The 17,229-nt window shown below is 71.7% G+C and carries 17 protein-coding genes; 4 read left to right on the forward strand and 13 right to left on the reverse strand.

The annotated features are described in order from the left end of the window. Positions 1–1,103, reverse strand: a 1,103-nt coding sequence (locus ACIGXX_RS43325; RefSeq protein ID WP_399984689.1) for a maltotransferase domain-containing protein, incomplete at its 3' end; no start/stop codon positions are given. Positions 1,104–1,176: 73 nt separating this feature from the next. Further along, the gene (locus ACIGXX_RS43330; protein ID WP_351166292.1) at positions 1,177–1,413 is read right to left on the reverse strand and encodes a DUF5133 domain-containing protein; all 237 of its coding nucleotides are present in this window, start codon (positions 1,411–1,413) and stop codon (positions 1,177–1,179) included. A 290-nt stretch (positions 1,414–1,703) separates the two neighbouring features. Here ACIGXX_RS43330 and ACIGXX_RS43335 point away from each other — a divergent pair, with 290 nt between their 5' ends. Together ACIGXX_RS43335 and glgX are read left to right on the forward strand one after the other, a co-directional pair. Further along, a complete protein-coding gene (locus ACIGXX_RS43335) occupies positions 1,704–2,222 on the forward strand; it encodes a pep a2 (RefSeq protein ID WP_351166294.1) in 519 nt (172 codons plus the stop codon). A gap of 48 nt (positions 2,223–2,270) precedes the next feature. Beyond that, positions 2,271–4,433 carry a glycogen debranching protein GlgX gene (gene glgX, locus ACIGXX_RS43340; protein ID WP_399984694.1) on the forward strand — a complete coding sequence of 721 codons (2,163 nt, stop codon included), beginning with the start codon at positions 2,271–2,273 and terminating at the stop codon, positions 4,431–4,433. A 9-nt stretch (positions 4,434–4,442) separates the two neighbouring features. On the opposite strand, the gene ACIGXX_RS43345 is transcribed toward glgX, so the two are convergent. The 10 genes from ACIGXX_RS43345 to ACIGXX_RS43390 all read right to left on the reverse strand — a co-directional run bounded on the left by ACIGXX_RS43345 (position 4,443) and on the right by ACIGXX_RS43390 (position 13,744). Further along, positions 4,443–5,192, reverse strand: coding sequence for a FadR/GntR family transcriptional regulator (locus ACIGXX_RS43345; RefSeq protein WP_383824876.1), 750 nt, complete (start codon positions 5,190–5,192; stop codon positions 4,443–4,445). 17 nt (positions 5,193–5,209) lie between these two features. Next, positions 5,210–6,250 (reverse strand): D-erythronate dehydrogenase, encoded by a 1,041-nt coding sequence (gene denD, locus ACIGXX_RS43350; RefSeq protein ID WP_361473678.1) that lies wholly within the window; start codon positions 6,248–6,250, stop codon positions 5,210–5,212. Beyond that, positions 6,247–7,050 (reverse strand): 2-oxo-tetronate isomerase, encoded by an 804-nt coding sequence (gene otnI, locus ACIGXX_RS43355; RefSeq protein WP_399984699.1) that lies wholly within the window; start codon positions 7,048–7,050, stop codon positions 6,247–6,249. Before otnI ends, denD begins: the two co-directional genes overlap by 4 nt. Before the next feature lie 35 nt (positions 7,051–7,085). Next, complete coding sequence (locus ACIGXX_RS43360; RefSeq protein WP_383824870.1) at positions 7,086–8,390, reverse strand: MFS transporter; 1,305 nt, start codon at positions 8,388–8,390, stop codon at positions 7,086–7,088. A 49-nt stretch (positions 8,391–8,439) separates the two neighbouring features. Continuing rightward, positions 8,440–9,132 carry an aldolase gene (locus ACIGXX_RS43365; RefSeq protein WP_351166306.1) on the reverse strand — a complete coding sequence of 231 codons (693 nt, stop codon included), beginning with the start codon at positions 9,130–9,132 and terminating at the stop codon, positions 8,440–8,442. Then, positions 9,129–10,409, reverse strand: a complete 1,281-nt coding sequence (gene otnK, locus ACIGXX_RS43370; RefSeq protein WP_399984704.1) for a 3-oxo-tetronate kinase — start codon at positions 10,407–10,409, stop codon at positions 9,129–9,131. Before otnK ends, ACIGXX_RS43365 begins: the two co-directional genes overlap by 4 nt. Position 10,410: 1 nt before the next feature. Beyond that, positions 10,411–11,337: an L-threonate dehydrogenase gene (gene ltnD / locus ACIGXX_RS43375; RefSeq protein WP_399984707.1), complete on the reverse strand. Its 927-nt coding sequence runs from the start codon at positions 11,335–11,337 to the stop codon at positions 10,411–10,413. Between the two features lie 424 nt (positions 11,338–11,761). Then, positions 11,762–12,412 (reverse strand): hydrolase, encoded by a 651-nt coding sequence (locus tag ACIGXX_RS43380; RefSeq protein ID WP_351166312.1) that lies wholly within the window; start codon positions 12,410–12,412, stop codon positions 11,762–11,764. A 79-nt stretch (positions 12,413–12,491) separates the two neighbouring features. Next, the gene (locus ACIGXX_RS43385) at positions 12,492–13,325 is read right to left on the reverse strand and encodes a cytochrome c oxidase assembly protein (RefSeq protein ID WP_399984712.1); all 834 of its coding nucleotides are present in this window, start codon (positions 13,323–13,325) and stop codon (positions 12,492–12,494) included. Then, the gene (locus tag ACIGXX_RS43390; protein ID WP_351166316.1) at positions 13,322–13,744 is read right to left on the reverse strand and encodes a DUF2243 domain-containing protein; all 423 of its coding nucleotides are present in this window, start codon (positions 13,742–13,744) and stop codon (positions 13,322–13,324) included. The genes ACIGXX_RS43385 and ACIGXX_RS43390 overlap by 4 nt, the downstream gene beginning before the upstream one ends. Positions 13,745–14,114: 370 nt before the next feature. On the opposite strand from ACIGXX_RS43390, the gene ACIGXX_RS43395 reads away from it, so the two are divergent. Next, the gene (locus ACIGXX_RS43395; RefSeq protein ID WP_361473658.1) at positions 14,115–14,789 is read left to right on the forward strand and encodes an HAD family hydrolase; all 675 of its coding nucleotides are present in this window, start codon (positions 14,115–14,117) and stop codon (positions 14,787–14,789) included. Positions 14,790–14,900: 111 nt separating this feature from the next. Then, positions 14,901–16,001 (forward strand): pentapeptide repeat-containing protein, encoded by a 1,101-nt coding sequence (locus ACIGXX_RS43400; protein ID WP_351166320.1) that lies wholly within the window; start codon positions 14,901–14,903, stop codon positions 15,999–16,001. A gap of 81 nt (positions 16,002–16,082) precedes the next feature. Here ACIGXX_RS43400 and ACIGXX_RS43405 read toward each other — a convergent pair whose 3' ends face one another. After that, positions 16,083–17,228 carry a DUF6596 domain-containing protein gene (locus ACIGXX_RS43405; RefSeq protein ID WP_351166790.1) on the reverse strand — a complete coding sequence of 382 codons (1,146 nt, stop codon included), beginning with the start codon at positions 17,226–17,228 and terminating at the stop codon, positions 16,083–16,085. Position 17,229: the final 1 nt, after the last annotated feature.

Consider the following 17,229-nt stretch of genomic DNA (forward strand, 5'->3'; position numbering starts at 1 on the left):
GCGATCAGGCCCGGCATGTCGCGGTCGAAGGCGATCGGGTAGATGTCCTGGTACTTCTTGGGCGGGTTCTCCGCGTACGCGATGGAGCCGTCCGCCCGGTGGGCGAACCACTCGGGGTGCTTGTCCACCCAGGGGTGGTCGGGGGAGCACTGGAGGGCGAAGTCCAGGGCGACTTCCAGGTTCAGTGCGGCGGCGCGGCGCACGAAGGCGTCGAAGTCGTCGAGTGTGCCCAGGTCGGGGTGGACGGCGTCGTGGCCGCCCTCGGGGGAGCCGATGGCCCAGGGCACGCCGACGTCGTGCGGGCCGGGGGAGAGGGAGTTGTTCGGCCCTTTGCGGAAGGTGGTGCCGATGGGGTGGATGGGCGGCAGGTAGACGACATCGAAGCCCATCGCGGCGATCGCCGGGAGGCGTTCGGCGGCGGTGCGCAAGGTCCCCGACTGCGGGGGCCGGCCCTCGCGGACGACGGCGCCCTCCGAGCGCGGGAAGAACTCGTACCAGGACCCGAACAGCGCCCGCTCCCGCTCCACCAGCAGCGGCAACGGGGCGCTCGCGGTGAGGCGTTCGCGCAGCGGATGGGCGGACAACAGTGCGCGCACCTGCGGCGCCGTGGCCGCCGCCAGCCGGTCCAGCGGGCTGCGGGAGTCGTCGCGCAGCACGCCGAGCGCCGTGGCCAGGGTGGAGCGCGCCGCCTCGTCGGGTGCCTGGGCAAGGGCCCGGTCGAAGAGCCCGATCCCTTCCTCCAGGGTGACCCCGGTGTCCACGTCGGCCTGCACCTTGATCACCGCGTCGCGCTGCCAGGCGGCCATGGGGTCGGTCCAGGCCTCGACGGTGAAGCTCCAGCGGCCGATCGCGTCCGGGGTGACGTCGGCGGCCCACCGGTCGGTGCCGGGGGCCAGCTCCCGCATGGTCCGGCGTCGCGTGGTGCGGCCGTCGGGCGCGTGCAGGAGCGCCGCGGCGCCGACCACGCGGGAGCCCTCGACGAACACCCGGGCCGTGATCTCCACGGCCTCGCCGACGACGGCCTTCGCCGGGCGCAGGCCCCGGTGGACACACGGGCGCACATCCTCGATGGGGACGCGGACGTGACTGGGGGCCACCGACATGCTCTCCACCTCCGGGCTCGTGCGGTGTGCGCTGATCGTCTGGGGTTCGTTCGCTGCGGCTTCGGTCCTCGCGTCACCGGCTCCCGGGCGCGGGGGCACGGCCGGCGGGATCGGGGCGCGGCGGGCGCTCCGCGGCCTCGGCCGCCTCCCGGCCGCAGCGGGCGCTCGTCACGGCGCACAGCGCGGCCACGGCGTCCTCGAACCGTGCCCGCACCGCGGGGTCGCCGGGGGCGGCGAGGAAGCGGCGTTGCCAGGCGCGGTAACTCACCAGTTGCCGATCGACGTCTTCTGTGGCGCGCTTCGGTCGCATCGCACCTCGACCTCCTGGACCTCCGTGACGGCGGGCCCGGGCGGCCCGCAGGTCGTTCACGCAGGGGAAGCGACCCATCACAGTGGGTTCGTTCCTCCCTTCATGGTGCGAGGTGAAGCGCGCCCCGTCCTGTTGAACGCAGCGCAGCCGGCCGATCACTCTCGTGTTGCACGAATGGAGTAGAGGGCCGAGGCTGGTTCCTGACTCTCAAGCGATCACCGCTCACGCTCCGTGCGCATGACTCCGTCGAAGCGGCGGGGCGCGAGCTCCGCGGCGAGGAGCAAAGAACGATGAACCACCACGCAGTGCCCCGCTACTACCACATCGACGTGGACCTGGTGCCCGAGCGCGTCGGTCAGGTGAGGCGCATCTTGGCCGCCCATCTGCGGTACTGGGGTCTTGAACAGCACGTGCCGGACGTGTCGCGCGGACTCGGTCTCCTTCTGGAGCCGGCGGCACGCAACACCTGCGCGGTACGGACCGCGATCGAGACATGGTGGACCGGACAGCACCTGATCACCGCGGTCTCGCACGGCGCTCCGGCCGCTGCCGGCGAGCACCGCGCCGAGCCGCACCACCTGAGCCAGATCGCGGCGCTCAGCGACGGGTGGGGCAGCTGCACCGCCGCGGACCAGCACATCGTCTGGTTCTCGCTGCGCAGCCGTACGGAGCTTCGCGAACCCCTGGTCCCCAAACGCCCGGGACCCATCACGATCGAGGCGCGGCCCCTGCCCCGCGCCGTCGCACAGCCGGTCGGCGTGGGCGCGCCGGAGCACGTCGGCCCCCTCGAGGTCGCCGAGCCTGCCTGACCGAACGTGCGCGGCGGGTGCGCTCCCGAAAGGGCGCGCACCCGCCGCATGCCCGATGGTCGAGATCAGGTGACGACGACGGGAGAGATTGTGCGCGTGTGGACCGGCCGACCCTTCCCCCTCGGCGCCACGTACGACGGCGACGGAACGAACTTCGCCCTGTTCAGCGAGGTGGCGGAGCAGGTCGATCTCATCCTGCTGGACGCGGACGGCGCCGAACGGGCCATCACGCTCACGGAGGCCGACGGCGCGGTGTGGCACGGCTACCTGCCCGACGTCGGGCCGGGCCGGCGCTACGGCTACCGGGTGCACGGCCCGTGGATGCCCGCCGCCGGGCACCGCTGCGACCCGAGGAAGTTCCTCCTCGATCCCTACGCACGGGCGATCCACGACCTGCGCGACGACGACGTGCCGCCGGGGGACACGCCCGCGGGGCGCCGGGCGGGCTCCCGCGACAGGGCCGGGCCCGCCGCCCTGTGCGGGGTGGTCGTCGATCCGGCCTTCGACTGGACCGGAGACAGCCCGCCCGCGCACGCCTACTCCGACTCCGTCATCTACGAGACGCACGTACGCGGACTGAGCCGCACGCATCCAGGCGTGCCCGAAGAGCTCCGCGGCACCTACGCGGGCTTGGCCGCACCGGCCGTCATCGACCACCTGACCTCCTTGAACGTCACCGCGGTCGAACTGATGCCGGTCCACCAGTACGTCCAGGACGGCTTCCTGCTCGACCAGGGGCTGTCCAACTACTGGGGCTACAACACGATCGGGTTCTTCGCCCCGCATCACACCTACGCGGCGCACGGAACGCTGGGGCAACAGGTCACCGAGTTCAAGTCCATGGTCAAGGCCCTGCACGCGGCCGGTCTCGAGGTGATCCTCGACGTCGTGTACAACCACACCGCGGAGGGCAACGAGAACGGCCCCACCCTCTCCTTCCGCGGCATCGACAACGCCTCCTACTACCGGCTGTCCGACGACGACTTCAGCCGCTACTACGACACCACGGGCACCGGCAACAGCCTCCTGATGCGCCACCCCAACGTCCTTCAGCTGCTGATGGATTCCCTGCGCTACTGGGTCACCGAGTGCCACGTCGACGGCTTCCGCTTCGACCTGGCCGCCACCCTCGCCCGGCAGTTCCACGAGGTGGACCGGCTATCGGCGTTCTTCGACCTGATCCAGCAGGACCCCGTGATCAGCCGCGTCAAACTCATCGCCGAGCCGTGGGACCTCGGCGACGGCGGCTATCAGGTGGGCAACTTCCCCCCGCTGTGGTCGGAGTGGAACGGCAAGTACCGCGACTGCGTCAGGGACTTCTGGCGCGCAGGAGAGGGAACGCTCGCCGAGTTCGCCTCACGCCTGACCGGATCCGCCGACCTCTACCAGCACGACCGGCGCCGCCCGCGCGCCAGCGTCAACTTCATCACCGCCCACGACGGGTTCACCCTGCGCGATCTGGTCTCCTACGACACCAAGCACAACGAGGCCAACGGCGAGGGAAACCGGGACGGCGAGAGCGACAACCGCTCCTGGAACAGCGGCGCCGAAGGCCCCACCCGCGATCCGCAGGTGCGCGCCCTGCGCGCACGGCAGCAGCGCAACTTCCTGGCGACGCTGATGCTGTCCCAGGGCATCCCGATGCTCGGCCACGGCGATGAACTGGGCCGCACCCAGCTCGGCAACAACAACGCGTACTGCCAGGACAACGAGACGACGTGGATCGACTGGGACCTCGACGAGGAACGCGCGGACCTGCTGGACTTCACCCGCCGGGTGGTGGCGCTGCGTACCGAACACCCCATCCTGCGCCGCCGCCGCTTCTTTCGGGGCGACGTCCTCGCGCAGCGGGGCGAGCCGCTGCCGGACCTGGTCTGGCTGCGCCCGGACGCCGCGGAGATGACCACACCGGACTGGGACCGGCCCGACGCGCACGCGGTCGCCGTCTTCCTCAACGGCGACGCCATCACCGAACCGGACCGCGTCGGCCAGAGCGTCGTGGACGACTCGTTCCTCGTCCTGTTCAACTGCTACTGGGAGACGATGGAGTTCCGCCTCCCCGACGCCACCTACGGAGCGTGCTGGACGACCCTGCTCGACACGTCCGAACCCGGCGGCGGCCCCCCGGACGAGACCGAACACAAGGCCGACACGACCCTGGGCGTGGAGCCGCGCTCCCTGGTCGTCCTGTCCCGTCCCCCGGACAGCTGACGGGGCGGGTCAGCGCTGCTCCAAGTCCACTTCGAGCTCGTCCGTCTCGGTCCAAAAACCCTCGTCCGCGTCCTGGAGGCGGGACGCGGCGTGCTTCATGTGGCGGCGGACGGCGCTGCGGGCCGCGTCCTCGTCGCCTGCCTCGATGGCCGCCAGGATCGCGTGGTGCTCCACCCGCACCGCCTCGATGAAGTCGTTGCGCCGCGCCTCGTTGGCCCGGGTGACGCGGATGCCGCCGCGCATGACCTCGCCCAAGTACCGCACGGTGGAGACCATCACCGCGTTGCCGGTCGACTCGGCGATCGACTGGTGGAACGCCAGGTCCTCGTCCACGCCGTCGCCGCCGGCCGAGACCGCCTTGTCGATCGCGGCCAGGGACTGCCGCATCCGGGTGACGTCGTCCGGTGTGGCGCGGGTGGCCGCCAGCGAGGCAGCCTCGCCCTCCATGGCGCGGCGGACCTCCACGATCTGCATGACCTTGGACTTGGTGCCGGAGGCCTCGGCCTCCAGGTCCAGCGGCCGGGTGCGCCGGGGCATGACGAACACGCCCCGGCCCTGGCGCGGTTCGACCAGGCCCGCGTTGCGAAGCCGGGAGACGGCCTCGCGGATCACGGTGCGGCTGACGCCCAGCTGCTTGACCAACTCGACCTCGGTCGGCAGCTTGTCGCCCGCGGCCAGACGGCCCGACTCGATCTCCTCCGAGAGGATCGCGGCGACCCGGTCCGCGAGCCGTATGGGGCCACTCACCTTGGAGAACATGCTCGTCAGTCTATCCGTCAGGGCCTGATCGCCCCGGCTGCGGGCAGCCCCGCGGCCGCGACGGCTTCGGGGTGGTCCTCGGCGTACGCGCGGACGACCGACTCGAAGGTCGCGTCCGGTCGCAGGCCGAGCGCCGTGGCGCGCGCGTTGTCGAAGGCGGCCGGCCACGAGCCGACGATGGCCTCGACGGCCGGATCGGGCGTCACCGTCACCAGGTCGGCGACGGCATCGCCGGCCACCCGGCGCAGCGTGTCCAGCATCTCGGCGACCGTGACCGTCAGCGCCGGCAGGTTCACCGGTAGACCGCCCGCCAGCTGTCCGGGGCCGCTGCCGCGCTCGGCCTCGGCGATGCGCAGGATGCCCTCGACGGTGCGTCGCGGCGAGGCCAGGGCGACCCGCAGGCCGGGGCTGACCGGGCAGGTGGCCGGCAGGCCCGCGAGCGGCTCGCGGATGATGCCGGACAGGAAACCGGAGGCGGCCGCGTTGGGCTTGCCCGGCCGCACCGAGACCGTCATCAGCCGCGCCACGCGTCCGTCGACGAAGCCCCGGCGGGTGTACTCGGCGACCAGCTGTTCGCAGATGCGCTTCTGCACGCCGTAGCTGGACTGCGGCGTGGGCAGAGTCGACTCGCCGACCACCTCCGGCAGCGGCAGCGCGGCATCGGAGCCGTAGACCGCGACGCTGCTGGAGAACACCACCCGGGGGGTCGGTCCACCGGCCGCCGTCTGCGCGCGGGCGGCATCGAGCAGCGCGCGGGTGGTGTCCAGGTTGGCGCCCATGCCCAGGTCGAAGTCGGCCTCGCACTCGGAGGAGACCGCCGCCGCCAGGTGGATCAGGACGTCCACCGGCTGCGCGAAGATCTCGTCGAGGCGCTCGCTCAGATCACCTTGTACGACGTCCACCAGCGGGTCGGCGGCCACCGGCGACCCGGCGGGAACGAACCGGTCGGCGAGCACCAGCCGGCCGATGGGCGCACCGCACAGGGTCCGCCGCTCGAGCAGGGCGTCGGCGACCTTGCGTCCCAGGAAGCCGAAGCCACCGGTGATGACGATCCTCATGTGCGTTCTCCTCGGTAGTTCTTGAGCCAGCCGAGCCCCTCGCTCGTACCGGCCCGGGGGATGTACTCGCAGCCGATCCACCCCTCGAAGCCCAGCTCGTCGACGACGTCGAACAGGTGGCGGACGTCGAGTTCGCCCCGGTCGGGTTCGTGGCGGTCGGGCACGCCCGCGATCTGCAGATGGCCGACGCGGCCGGTGGGCAGGTCGCGGCGCAGCGTCGTGGTGAGGTCGCCCTCCACGATCTGGCAGTGGTACAGGTCCAGTTGCACCTTGAGATTGGCCGCACCCACCTCCTGCACGATCGCATGTGCCTCGGCCTGCCGGTGCAGGAAGTAGCCCGGCATGTCACGGCCGTTGATCGGCTCGATCAGCAGATCGACGCCCGCGGCGGCCGCCTGCTCGGCGGCCCAGGCCAGGTTGCCCAGATAGGTGGCGCGGTGCGCGGCCTGCTGGGCGGACGCCGCCTGCGGCGGCAGCAGACCGGCCATCACATGCACCTGACCGCAGCCGAGCACCACGGCGTACTCCAGCGCCCGCTCGATCCCGGAGCGCAGCTCGCCCTCGCGGCCGGGCAGCGAGGCGATGCCCCGCTCGCCGGACTCCCAGGCGCCGGGAGGCGCGTTGAAAAGGACCTGCCGCAGGCCGTGCTCGTCGAGCCGGCGGCGCAGCTCGGCGGCGTCGTAGGCGTAGGGGAAGAGGTACTCGACGGCCTCGAAGCCGTCCGCCGACGCCGCGGCGAACCGGTCGAGGAAGTCGACTTCCGTGTACATCATGGACAGGTTCGCGGCGAACCTCGGCATGTGTGCTCCTGTGGTGGGGCCGGGACCGGACCCGGTCAACGGTTGACGACGGCCTTCTTGGTGGTCAGCACGGCTCCCGCGCCGATGACCAGGCTCAGGGCCAGGACGTACATCGGGATGGAGGTCGATCCTGTGGCGTCCTTGAGCCCGCCGATCATGTACGGGCTGACGAAGCCGGCCAGGTTGCCCACCGAGTTGATCAGGGCGAGTCCGGCCGCCGCGGCGGTGCCGCCGAGGAACGCGGTGGGCAGCGACCAGAACAGCGGGGCGCAGGTCAGCACGCCGGCCGCGGCGAAGGACAGGGCGATCAAAGACAGCACGGTCGATCCGCTCCAGCTCGCGGCCAGGGAGAAGCCGACGGCGCCCATGAGGCTGGGGACGACCAGGTGCCAACGGCGCTCGCGGCGCTTGTCCGCGGAGCGTCCGAACAGGTTCATGGCGATCAGCGCGGCGACGAACGGCACGGCGCTGAGCACGCCGATGGTCAGGGTGTCGTCGATGCCGGTGGACTTGACGAAGGTGGGCATCCAGAAGGTCAGGGCGTACTGGCCCATCACGAAGCAGAAGTAGATGAGGCACATCAGCCACACCTTGGCGTCGCGGAAGCCGTCCCACACCCGGCCGTGCTTCTGGTGCGCGGTGTCCTTGGCGATCGCCGCCTCGACGATGTCCTTCTCCTCGTCGGAGAGCCACTTGGCGCTGCGCACGTTGTTGTCGAGGTAGAACAGCGTGGCCACACCGATGAGGAGCGCCGGGATCGCTTCGAGGAGGAACATCCACTGCCAGCCCTGCCACCCGTTGACCCCCTGGAAGGTGTCCATGATCCAGCCGGAGAGCGGGTTGCCGAAGATGCCGGCCACGGGGATCGCCGACATGAACATCGCGATGACGCGGGCCCTGCGGTGGGAGGGGAACCAGTAGGTGCAGTAGAGGATCACACCCGGGTAGAAGCCGGCCTCCGCCGCGCCGAGCAGGAAGCGCAGCACGTAGAACATGGTCTCGTTCGTGACGAGCGAGAACGCCGCCGAGACGAGCCCCCAGGTGATCATGATGCGGGCGATCCAGGTGCGCGCGCCGATGCGCTGCAGCATCAGGTTCGACGGGACCTCGAAGAGGAAGTAGCCGATGAAGAACAGACCGGCGCCGAGGCCGTACGCCGCCTCGCTCAGACCCAGGTCGTCGGACATCTGCAGCTTCGCGAAGCCGACGTTGACGCGGTCCAGGTAGGAGAAGACGTAACAGAGGATCAGGAAGGGGACGATGCGCAGAACGACCTTGCGGAACACGGCGTTCTCACGGACGAGGTCGGGGGTCTCGGCCGTCTCTGTGGACGTGGACATGCGGAATCCTTACTGCGGCTCAGGGGATTCTCCGACGGGCGGTGCGCGATCACCAAGAGGCGCCGAACACGGCCTTGAGTTCGTCGAGAGCGGGGGAGGGGAGCGGCTCGGGGCGACGGTCGGTCAGGAGCCAGAGGCGTGCCGTTTCCTCGAGTTCTTCGAGGACGGCGAGAGCGGATGCGGCGTCCGGGCCCCAGACGACTGGGCCCAGACGGTCGAGCAGTACGGCCCTGATCGGTGTGCGTCCCGCGGCACGATCAGCGATACGGCCGGTCACCAGGTCGGCCACGAGGGGATCGCCGGGCCGGTGGTAGGGGATGAGCGGGACGTGTCCGACCTTCATGACGTAGTACGGAGTCAGGGGCGGCAGCACGTCGTCCTGCCTCCACACGCCGGCCAGGGTGAGCGCGACCAGGTGCGTGGAGTGGGTGTGGACGACGAACCGTGCCGTGGGGTCGGCGGCACAGATACGCCGGTGCAGGGTGAGGGTCTTGCTGGCGCGATCACCCGCGATCTGCTCGCCCCCGGCATCGACCAGGGCCAGGCGCTCGGGGTCCAGGAAGCCCAGGGCTGCATCGGTGGGCGTGATGAGGTGGGAGTCGCCGACGCGGGCACTGATGTTCCCGGCGCTGGCGTGGACGTAGCCGCGGGCGAAGAGGCTGGTGCCCACCCGGACGATCTCGGCGCGCGCGGCGGCCACGTCGTCCGCGTCATGTGCGGCCGGACCGGGGAGCGGGCTCATGCGGACTCCCCGTCGAGGTGCCCGAAGGCGGCGGTGAAGAAGTCGGGTCCGCCGAAGTTGCCGGACTTCAGCGTGATGTGGAGCGTGTCCCCGCCGGGCAGGGCCGCCGCGCACCAGGGCACACCGGGGTCGATCTGCGGCCCGATGCGCAGGCCCGTCAGGCCCAGCGCCTGGACGACCGCGCCGGAGGTCTCGCCACCGGCGACGACGAGCTGACGTACACCCGCCTCCACGAGCCCGTGGGCGACGCGGGCCAGGGTCTGCTCGACGAGCTCACCGGCCTCGGCGACACCGAGACGGCCCTGGACGTCCTTGACCGCGTCCGGCGACTCGGTGGAGTAGACGAGCACCGGACCCTCGGCCAGGTGCGCGGCGGCGAAGGCCAGCGCCTGCCCGGCCACGTCCTGACCGTCCGCGATCCGCAGCGGGTCCACGCTGAACGCGGGCCTGCCGCTGCGCAGGAACGCCTGGACCTGACCGTTGGTGGCCGTGGACACCGACCCGGAGACGACGGCCCGATGACCCGCGGGCGGGGGCAGCCGGGCCGCGGCAGCAGAGGGCTCGAAGCCCCAGTTGGCGGGCAGACCGATGGCCAGACCCGACCCTGCGGTCACCAGCGGAAGCCCCTTGACCGCCGTGCCAAGGCGTACGAGGTCGTCGTTGGAGACGGCGTCGACGATCGCGGCGCCGATGCCTTCCTCGCGCAGCGCGTCGACGCGCTCCTTGATGGCCTGGGCACCGGCGGCGACCACGGTGTGGTCGATGAGACCGACCGGGCGCGCGGTCTGCGCGCCGAGCACCGAGACCAGGTTGGAGTCGGTCATCGGCGTCAGCGGGTGATGGCGCATGCCGCTCTCGCTGAGCAGGACGTCGCCGACGAAGAGGTGCCCCTTGAACACGGTGCGCCCGTTGTCGGGGAACGCCGGGGTCGCGACCGTGAAATCGGTTCCCAGCGCGTCCATCAGGGCCTCGGTGACGGGGCCGATGTTGCCGGCCCGCGTCGAGTCGAAGGTCGAGCAGTACTTGAAGTAGATCTGCTCCGCGCCCGCCGAACGCAGCCACTCGAGCGCCCGCAGTGAGGCTTCGACGGCCTCGGAGGCCGGGGTGGTGCGCGACTTGAGGGCGATGACGACGGCATCCGCGTCGAGCGGACCCTCAACGCCGGTCCGCGGTACGTCGATCAGCTGGATGACGCGCATGCCCGCGCGCACCAGATTGTTGGCAAGGTCCGTGGCGCCGGTGAAGTCATCGGCGATGCAACCGAGTCGGATTCCCATCTCAGCCCTCCGACTGCTCTGTCTGGTGGGGCAGTTCGATCCCCGGGAAGATCTTGATCACCGCGCTGTCGTCCTCGCCGCCCAGACCGGACGCCGACGCCTGGAGGAACATCTGGTGGGCGGTGGCCGCCAGCGGGAGGGGGAACTTCTCCGGCCGGGCCGCGTCCAGCACTAGACCCAGGTCCTTGACGAAGATGTCGACCGCGGACAGCGGCGTGTAGTCCCCGGCCAGTACGTGCGCCATGCGGTTCTCGAACATCCACGAGTTGCCGGCGCTGTGCGTGATCACTTCGTAGAGCGCATCGGCGGGTACGCCCGCCTTGATGCCAAGGGCCATCGCCTCGGCCGCCGCGGCGATGTGCACCCCCGCGAGCAGCTGATTGACGACCTTGACCTTGGAGCCGATCCCGGCCTCGTCGCCCAGGCGGTAGACCGTGCTGCTCATGGCTTCGAGCACCGGATCGGCGATGGCGTACGCGGTGGGGGCGCCCGAGGTCATCATGGTGAGCTCGCCGCCGGCCGCGCGTGCGGCGCCCCCGGAGATGGGGGCGTCCAGGTAGAGCACGCCCCGCTCGGCCAGGCGCCGTTCGAGCTCGGCGGACCAGGTGGGGTCGGCCGTGGAGCACATGACGTAGACGGAGCCCGGATGCAGCCGCTCGGCCGCGCCGCCGGGCCCGAACAGCACCGACTCGACCTGCGCCGCGTTGACCACGACGCCGACCAGGACCTCGACCGAGGCCGCCAGTTCACCGGCGGAGGCGAAGGCGCTGCCGCCCTCCTCGGCGAAGGCCGAGGCCACATCGGGGCGCAGATCGTGGACCCCCACATCGAAGCCCGCGTTCCGCAGACTGCGCGCCATGCCGAGCCCCATGGCCCCCAGCCCCACCACGCCTACGCGCGGCCGTGTCGGCCTGTCCTGGTCGTTCATGCCCATCCTCGTCTCGCTGTGCCGTGCCGTCCGGGGTGCGGCCCGGGGTGCGGTCCGGCTCTGAATCCGTGCGGCGATCGGGTCATATGATGACCTGAGGATGTGGGATGGCGCACTGTGATGCCGGTCACATGGTGACGGGGTGGGGTGGCTGGTGCCGGGGGGTGGGGTGTGAGGTGAGGGGCCGGGTCGGGAGCCGCTGGGTCATGCGCACAGAAGTGTCCCTGCACGGGTGCTTCTTGATGCCGCGTCAGGCATGGGAGGTGCCCCGACGGCCGGTGCGGGGACGCCGCCCGGCGCCTGACCCACGCGCGATGTGCGGTCACGGCCCGCACGGCGTGCCTGCGGCTGCGAACCTGCGGTCATGGATGCGCACGGGTGCGCGGGCCCTCCTTCGCTGTGCGGGTGCGCCGACCCAGGACGCTCAGGCGTGTGCCAGTCCCATGCCGGCGAACCACCGGACCGCCACGGCGGCGACCTCGTCCAAGGCCTCGGGCTCCTCGAACAGATGCGCGGCATCAGGGATCACGCGCAGTCGGCTGAGGGTGCGCAGCTGGTTGGCCGTTGCCCGGTTGAGCCGCAGCGTCTCCCTGTCGCGCCCGCCCGCGAGCAGCAGCACCGGCGCGCACACCTGGCTGAGCACCTCGTCATCGGCCAGGTCGGGGCGGCCGCCGGGGCAGACCACCGTGTCCACCAGGCCGGGCCGGGCGGCCGCGGCACCGAGCGCCGCCGCCGCTCCCGTGCTCGCGCCGAACAGGCCGAGCGGCAGATCGGCGGTGCGGGCGGCGAGCCAGTCCACGGACGCGATCAACCGGCGGGTCAGCAGATCGATGTCGCAGCGGTGCCGCCCGGTTGCCCAGTCGGCGGCCTCTTCGTCGGCGGTGAGCAGGTCGATGAGCAGGGTTCCGAGTGCGGCGTCGTTCAGGGTGTCGGCCACGGCCCGGTCGCGGGGGCTGTGGCGGGAGTTGTCGCTGCCATGGGCGAGGATCGCGACGCCGAACGCCGTGTCCGGCACGGTCAGTTCACCGAGGAGAGCCCCCTCGCCATTGGGCACGGTGACGGTCTCGGACAGCATGGGACCTCCGGATTCCGGGGACGGGTGAACGCCGGGTACCCCGCGCGGTCTTCACTACGCGGCCGCGTCACGGCAGTGGTCAGGGAGAGGCCTGGGCGCGATCGTGCGGGGCCCCGAGAGTCCTCCCGCCCCGCGACCGCCCCGCTCGCCCGTCCGCTTCCGGGCCGAGGGTGCGTCGGCCCCGGGCCAGGGCCCGGCCCCCGGCCGCGTACCACTGGTGCCCGAGCAGCACGGCCAGGGCGATGCCGACCACGTCCCCGCCGTAGTACATGACGTACGACGCGAGGTGCAGGTCGGCCGTGGCATAGGAGGTGCCGGGCGGGCCCGTGGCGTACAGCGACTTGGCCAGGATGCCGTGCGCCGCCGACGCGGCCAGCAGGGCTCCGCCCCGCAGCGCGTACCCGGCACGGTGACGCAGCGGGTCCAGGGCCAGGACCGCGAAGGCGAACAGCACGCCCGAGACCAGCAGATGCACGCTGACGAGTGCGTGCAGCCAGGGCCGGTGGTGCCCGGCGGCCAGGAGAGGCGTGCGGTACACCGCCCACAGCCCCGCGACGTGCAGCAGCGCGGCCGGCGGCGGCCACACGAGCAGAGCCGCCGGCCGGGACCGTACGCAGGAGAGAAGCCGTCGCCGCGGCCCCACCGGCAGCGCGCGCAGCGCCAGCGTCACGGGTCGGCCCAGTACGAACAGCAGCGGCGCGATCATCCCGATGCCCAGATGGGTGGCCATGTGCCCGGTGAACGGCGGCCAGTCCTCCCACGGGGCGGCGAGCGAGACGATGAGCACCGCGCCGCCCGCGCAGAATGCCGCGTCACGCGGGGGTGGCCAGCGGTCGCCGCGCCGGCGCAGCTGCCGGGCCGTCGCCACATAGCCCAGACAGCTCACGGCCACGACCAGCACCACGGCCGTCATCGGCGGGCCCGGACCAGCAGCAGCACGCCGGCGAGCAGGAACAGCACGGCGATCACGTTCCAGGTCCAGTCGTACGGCGCCAGATCCACGCCGTAGCGGATCTGGTGCAGCTCCAGCGCCTTGTGCTGGAAGGTGCCGTCGTACAGCTGGAAGCCGCCGAGCCCCAGACACAGGCCCGACCACCAGGCGGTGAGGTGCCGGGCGCCCCGGCGCCACAGGTCCGCGTACAGGAACAGGCCCGCCACCATCGCCAGCCAGCCGAAGGCGTGGAAGATCCCGTCGGAGACCAGACCGGCCTCGCTCGACGCCTTGTCGTAGAAGTGGTGCCAGTGCAGCAGCTGGTGGAACACCATCTCGTCGATGAACGCCGCAATCCCGACGCCGACCAGCGCCCCGGAGAGCAGGGACCGCCCCCTCACCGGTGCGCACTCCTGCGAACGGCGGGCGCCGGAGCGCACACCGGCACGGACCGGCTCCCCAACTGCGGCGCCTGCACGGCGCGTTGCTGCTCTCGGGAAAGGAACGTCATCCGGGTCTCCTCGGTATCCAGCGGCGAAAACGGGAAGGACGAGCGGGAAAGCGAGGCGCCGAGTACCCGCGAAGCGGAATGCCAGACCGTCGCTTTCACGCCGCTGCGCCGCCCGGCCAGCGAAACGGCGCCCTGCCCTCATCGACCGCGGGCTCACCCGCTTGCGCGCACGAATCGGCCAGCCAAACGTGCTGCTCGTAGGGCCATTGCGTACGGTGAAAGCCCCCCGCAAGGCCATGAAGGCCATGAACGGAGCCCTCGTGACACGTGCCGCCCTGTTCGACGTCGACGGAACGCTCGTCGACACCAACTACCTGCATGTCACGGCCTGGTGGGAGGCGTTTCGGCAGGCCGGCCACCAGGTGCCGATGCGTGCCGTGCACCATGCCATCGGCCTGGGCGGCACCGACCTGATCGGGCACGTCCTCGGTGAAGACCGCGACACGGACCAGGACGCGGCCATCAGCGCCGCGCACAAGACGCTCTACGGCACGCACTTCGACCGGCTGGAAGCCTTCGACGACGCCGGACGCCTGCTGCGTGCCCTGGCGGGGGAGGGGTGGACCGTCGTCCTTGTCACCTCCGCGGGCGGCGCCGAACTCGGCGCGCTGCGCGCCGCCGTCGACGCGGACGACGTCATCGCCGCGACGGCCAGCGCCGACGACGTCGACGAGGGCAAACCCGCTCCGGAACCCGTCGCCCACGCCCTCGACCTGGTCGGTGCGAACGCGCGCGACAGCGTGCTCGTCGGCGACTCGGTCTGGGACATGAAATCCGCACGGCGCGCGGGCGTCACACCGCTGGCCGTCCTCAGCGGCGGCATCCCCGGCGAGGACCTCACCCGAGCCGGAGCGGCAAAGGTGTACGACGACACCGCCCACCTGCTGTCCTCGCTCGCGAGCAGTGTGTTCACGCGCCAGGAAGGCGACGGCTGACTCCGTCTTGATCGTTCTTTGAGCGGCGCATAGGGTCCCATGCCCATGGAGATGGGGGAGCCGGAGCGCGGTGGCAGGCGTCGGCGTGTCCGGCCGGCACGGCAGCGCGCGATGGCGGCTCTGCTGGCCGCGACAGCGGGGCCGGCCGTTCTGGGCTGGCTGCTCGTCTTCCTGCCGGGTGTGGTGGTCGACCACGATCTCGCCGGGGCGAGCGTCGCTGCGCAGGATCGGCTCAAAGCGGTGAACGACGTCCGTACGACACTGCTTCAGGCCGTGGGCGGCATGGTCGTGCTGTTCGGCGCGTACGCCACCTGGAGGCAACTGCGCGTCAGCCAGGACGGGTTGCGTGCCGCCCAGGAGGGCCATGTCACCGACCGGTTCAGCACGGCCGTCGATCAACTCGGCAGCGACAAGCTGCAGACACGGATCGGCGGGCTCCACGCCCTGTGGCGGATCGCGGAGTACTCCGCCCGCGACCGCGAGGCCGTCGTCTCCATCCAGGCCGCCTACCTGCGGACACATCTGCCCTGGCCACCTGCCGGGCCGGAGTCTCCGGCAAGGGACGTGCCCATCAACGACGTCGTACCGCTGGAGGTCCGTGCCGCCGACGCCCAGGTGGCGCTGACCGGGCTCGGGGTGTTGTTGCAGCAGCCCCGGGAGCAGTCCTGGGTCAACCTCAGTGTCACGGATCTGCGCCGGGCCGACTGCGACGGGCTGTGGCTGCACGAGGTCAACCTCGACCGCGCCTGCATGGAGGCGGCGGGTCTCTACCACGCCAACCTGACGCAGGCGTCCCTCGTCGCGGTCAACCTACGGCACGCCGACCTCACGACGGCGATCCTGCGCCGGGCACGCTGCGTACTGGCCGACCTGCGAGGCGCACAGTTGACCGAAACGGACATGCGTGACGCGGACTTCACCGAGGCCGACCTGCGTGAGGCGAGTCTGCGCAAGGCCGATGCGGGCGGCGCCGTGTTCCGCCGTGCCGACCTGCGCTTGGCCGACCTGCGGGGCTCCGATCTGAGCACGGCCGACCTGCTCCAGGCGCGTCTGACCGGGGCGCTGGCCAGCGAGCGCACGCGATGGCCGGCCGGCTTCGACCACGCGGCCGCCGGCGTCGTGGACACCGAGGACCCCGGCCCCGAACCAGCGCCCCTGCTCCAGCCCCCAGGGGTCACGACGCAGCACCCGCCCCTGCGTTCGGTGCAGTGACCGCGGGGCGCGGGCGACCTGCTAGGGGGCCGCAGGCCCCGGATCGTGCCACGTCCGCGGGAACACTTCGAGAGCGATCCGTCAGCGCCCCCTGCGGGCGTTGAGCCGGGCGGCCCGGCGGGTCAGGTGGTCGCGTTCGGCGAGGTTGGGGGCCTTCTGGGCCGCCTCGGCGTACAGCCGCGCCGCCGTCGCCAGGTCGCCGTCGCGCTCGTGGAGGTACGCCGCCACCGCGGTGTGGCGGGGCAGGGAGTCGTCCAGCTTCGCGAGCGCCGACAGCCCGGCGCGCGGTCCGTCCGCCTCGCCCACGGCCACCGCGCGGTTGAGCCGGACGACCGGGCTGTCGGTCAGGCGCGCGAGCTCGTCGTACCACTCGACGATCTGCACCCAGTCGGTCTCCTCGGCGGTGGGCGCATCACAGTGCAGTGCCGCGATGGCGGCCTGGGCCTGGAACTCGCCGAGGCGGTCGCGGGCCAGGGCCGACTGCAGGATTCCGATGCCCTCGGCGATCGACCGGGTGTCCCACCGGCCGCGGTCCTGCTCGGCCAGCGGCACCAGGCCGCCGTCGGAGGCGATGCGGGCGGCGCGCCGGGCGTGGTGGAGCAGCATGAGGGCGAGCAGCCCCGCCACTTCGGGATGGTCGATCGCGGCCGAGAGCTGCCGGGTGAGCCGGATGGCCTCGGCGGCGAGGTCGACGTCCCCGGAGTAGCCCTCGTTGAAGACCAGGTAGAGGACGCGCAGCACGGTGGCGACGTCGCCGGTCCTGTCGAACCGCACGCCGGAGACGGTGCGCTTGGCCCGGCTGATGCGCTGCGCCATGGTCGCCTCGGGCACCAGGTAGGCCTGGGCGATCTGCCGGGTGGTGAGACCGCCGACCGCGCGCAGCGTGAGCGCGACCGCGGACGATGGCGTCAGGGACGGGTGGGCGCACAGGAAGTACAGCTGGAGCGTGTCGTCCACCGTCGGCGCGGGCCCGGGCGCCGGCTCCTCGTCGACGAGATCCTCACGCCGACGGCGAGCGGTGTCCGCACGGGCGGCATCGAGGAACCGGCGCCAGGCGACGGTGACCATCCAGCCCTTCGGATCCCGCGGCGGGTCGGCGGGCCAGACGCGGATGGCCTCGACCAGCGCGTCCTGCACGGCGTCCTCGGCCGCCGCGAAGTCTGCTCCGCGGCGGACGAGGACCCCGAGCACGCTCGGCGTGAGGCTCCTGAGCAGGGCCTCGTCCATC

This window comes from Streptomyces sp. NPDC055243 (assembly GCF_044544025.1).
Classification (GTDB): domain Bacteria; phylum Actinomycetota; class Actinomycetes; order Streptomycetales; family Streptomycetaceae; genus Streptomyces.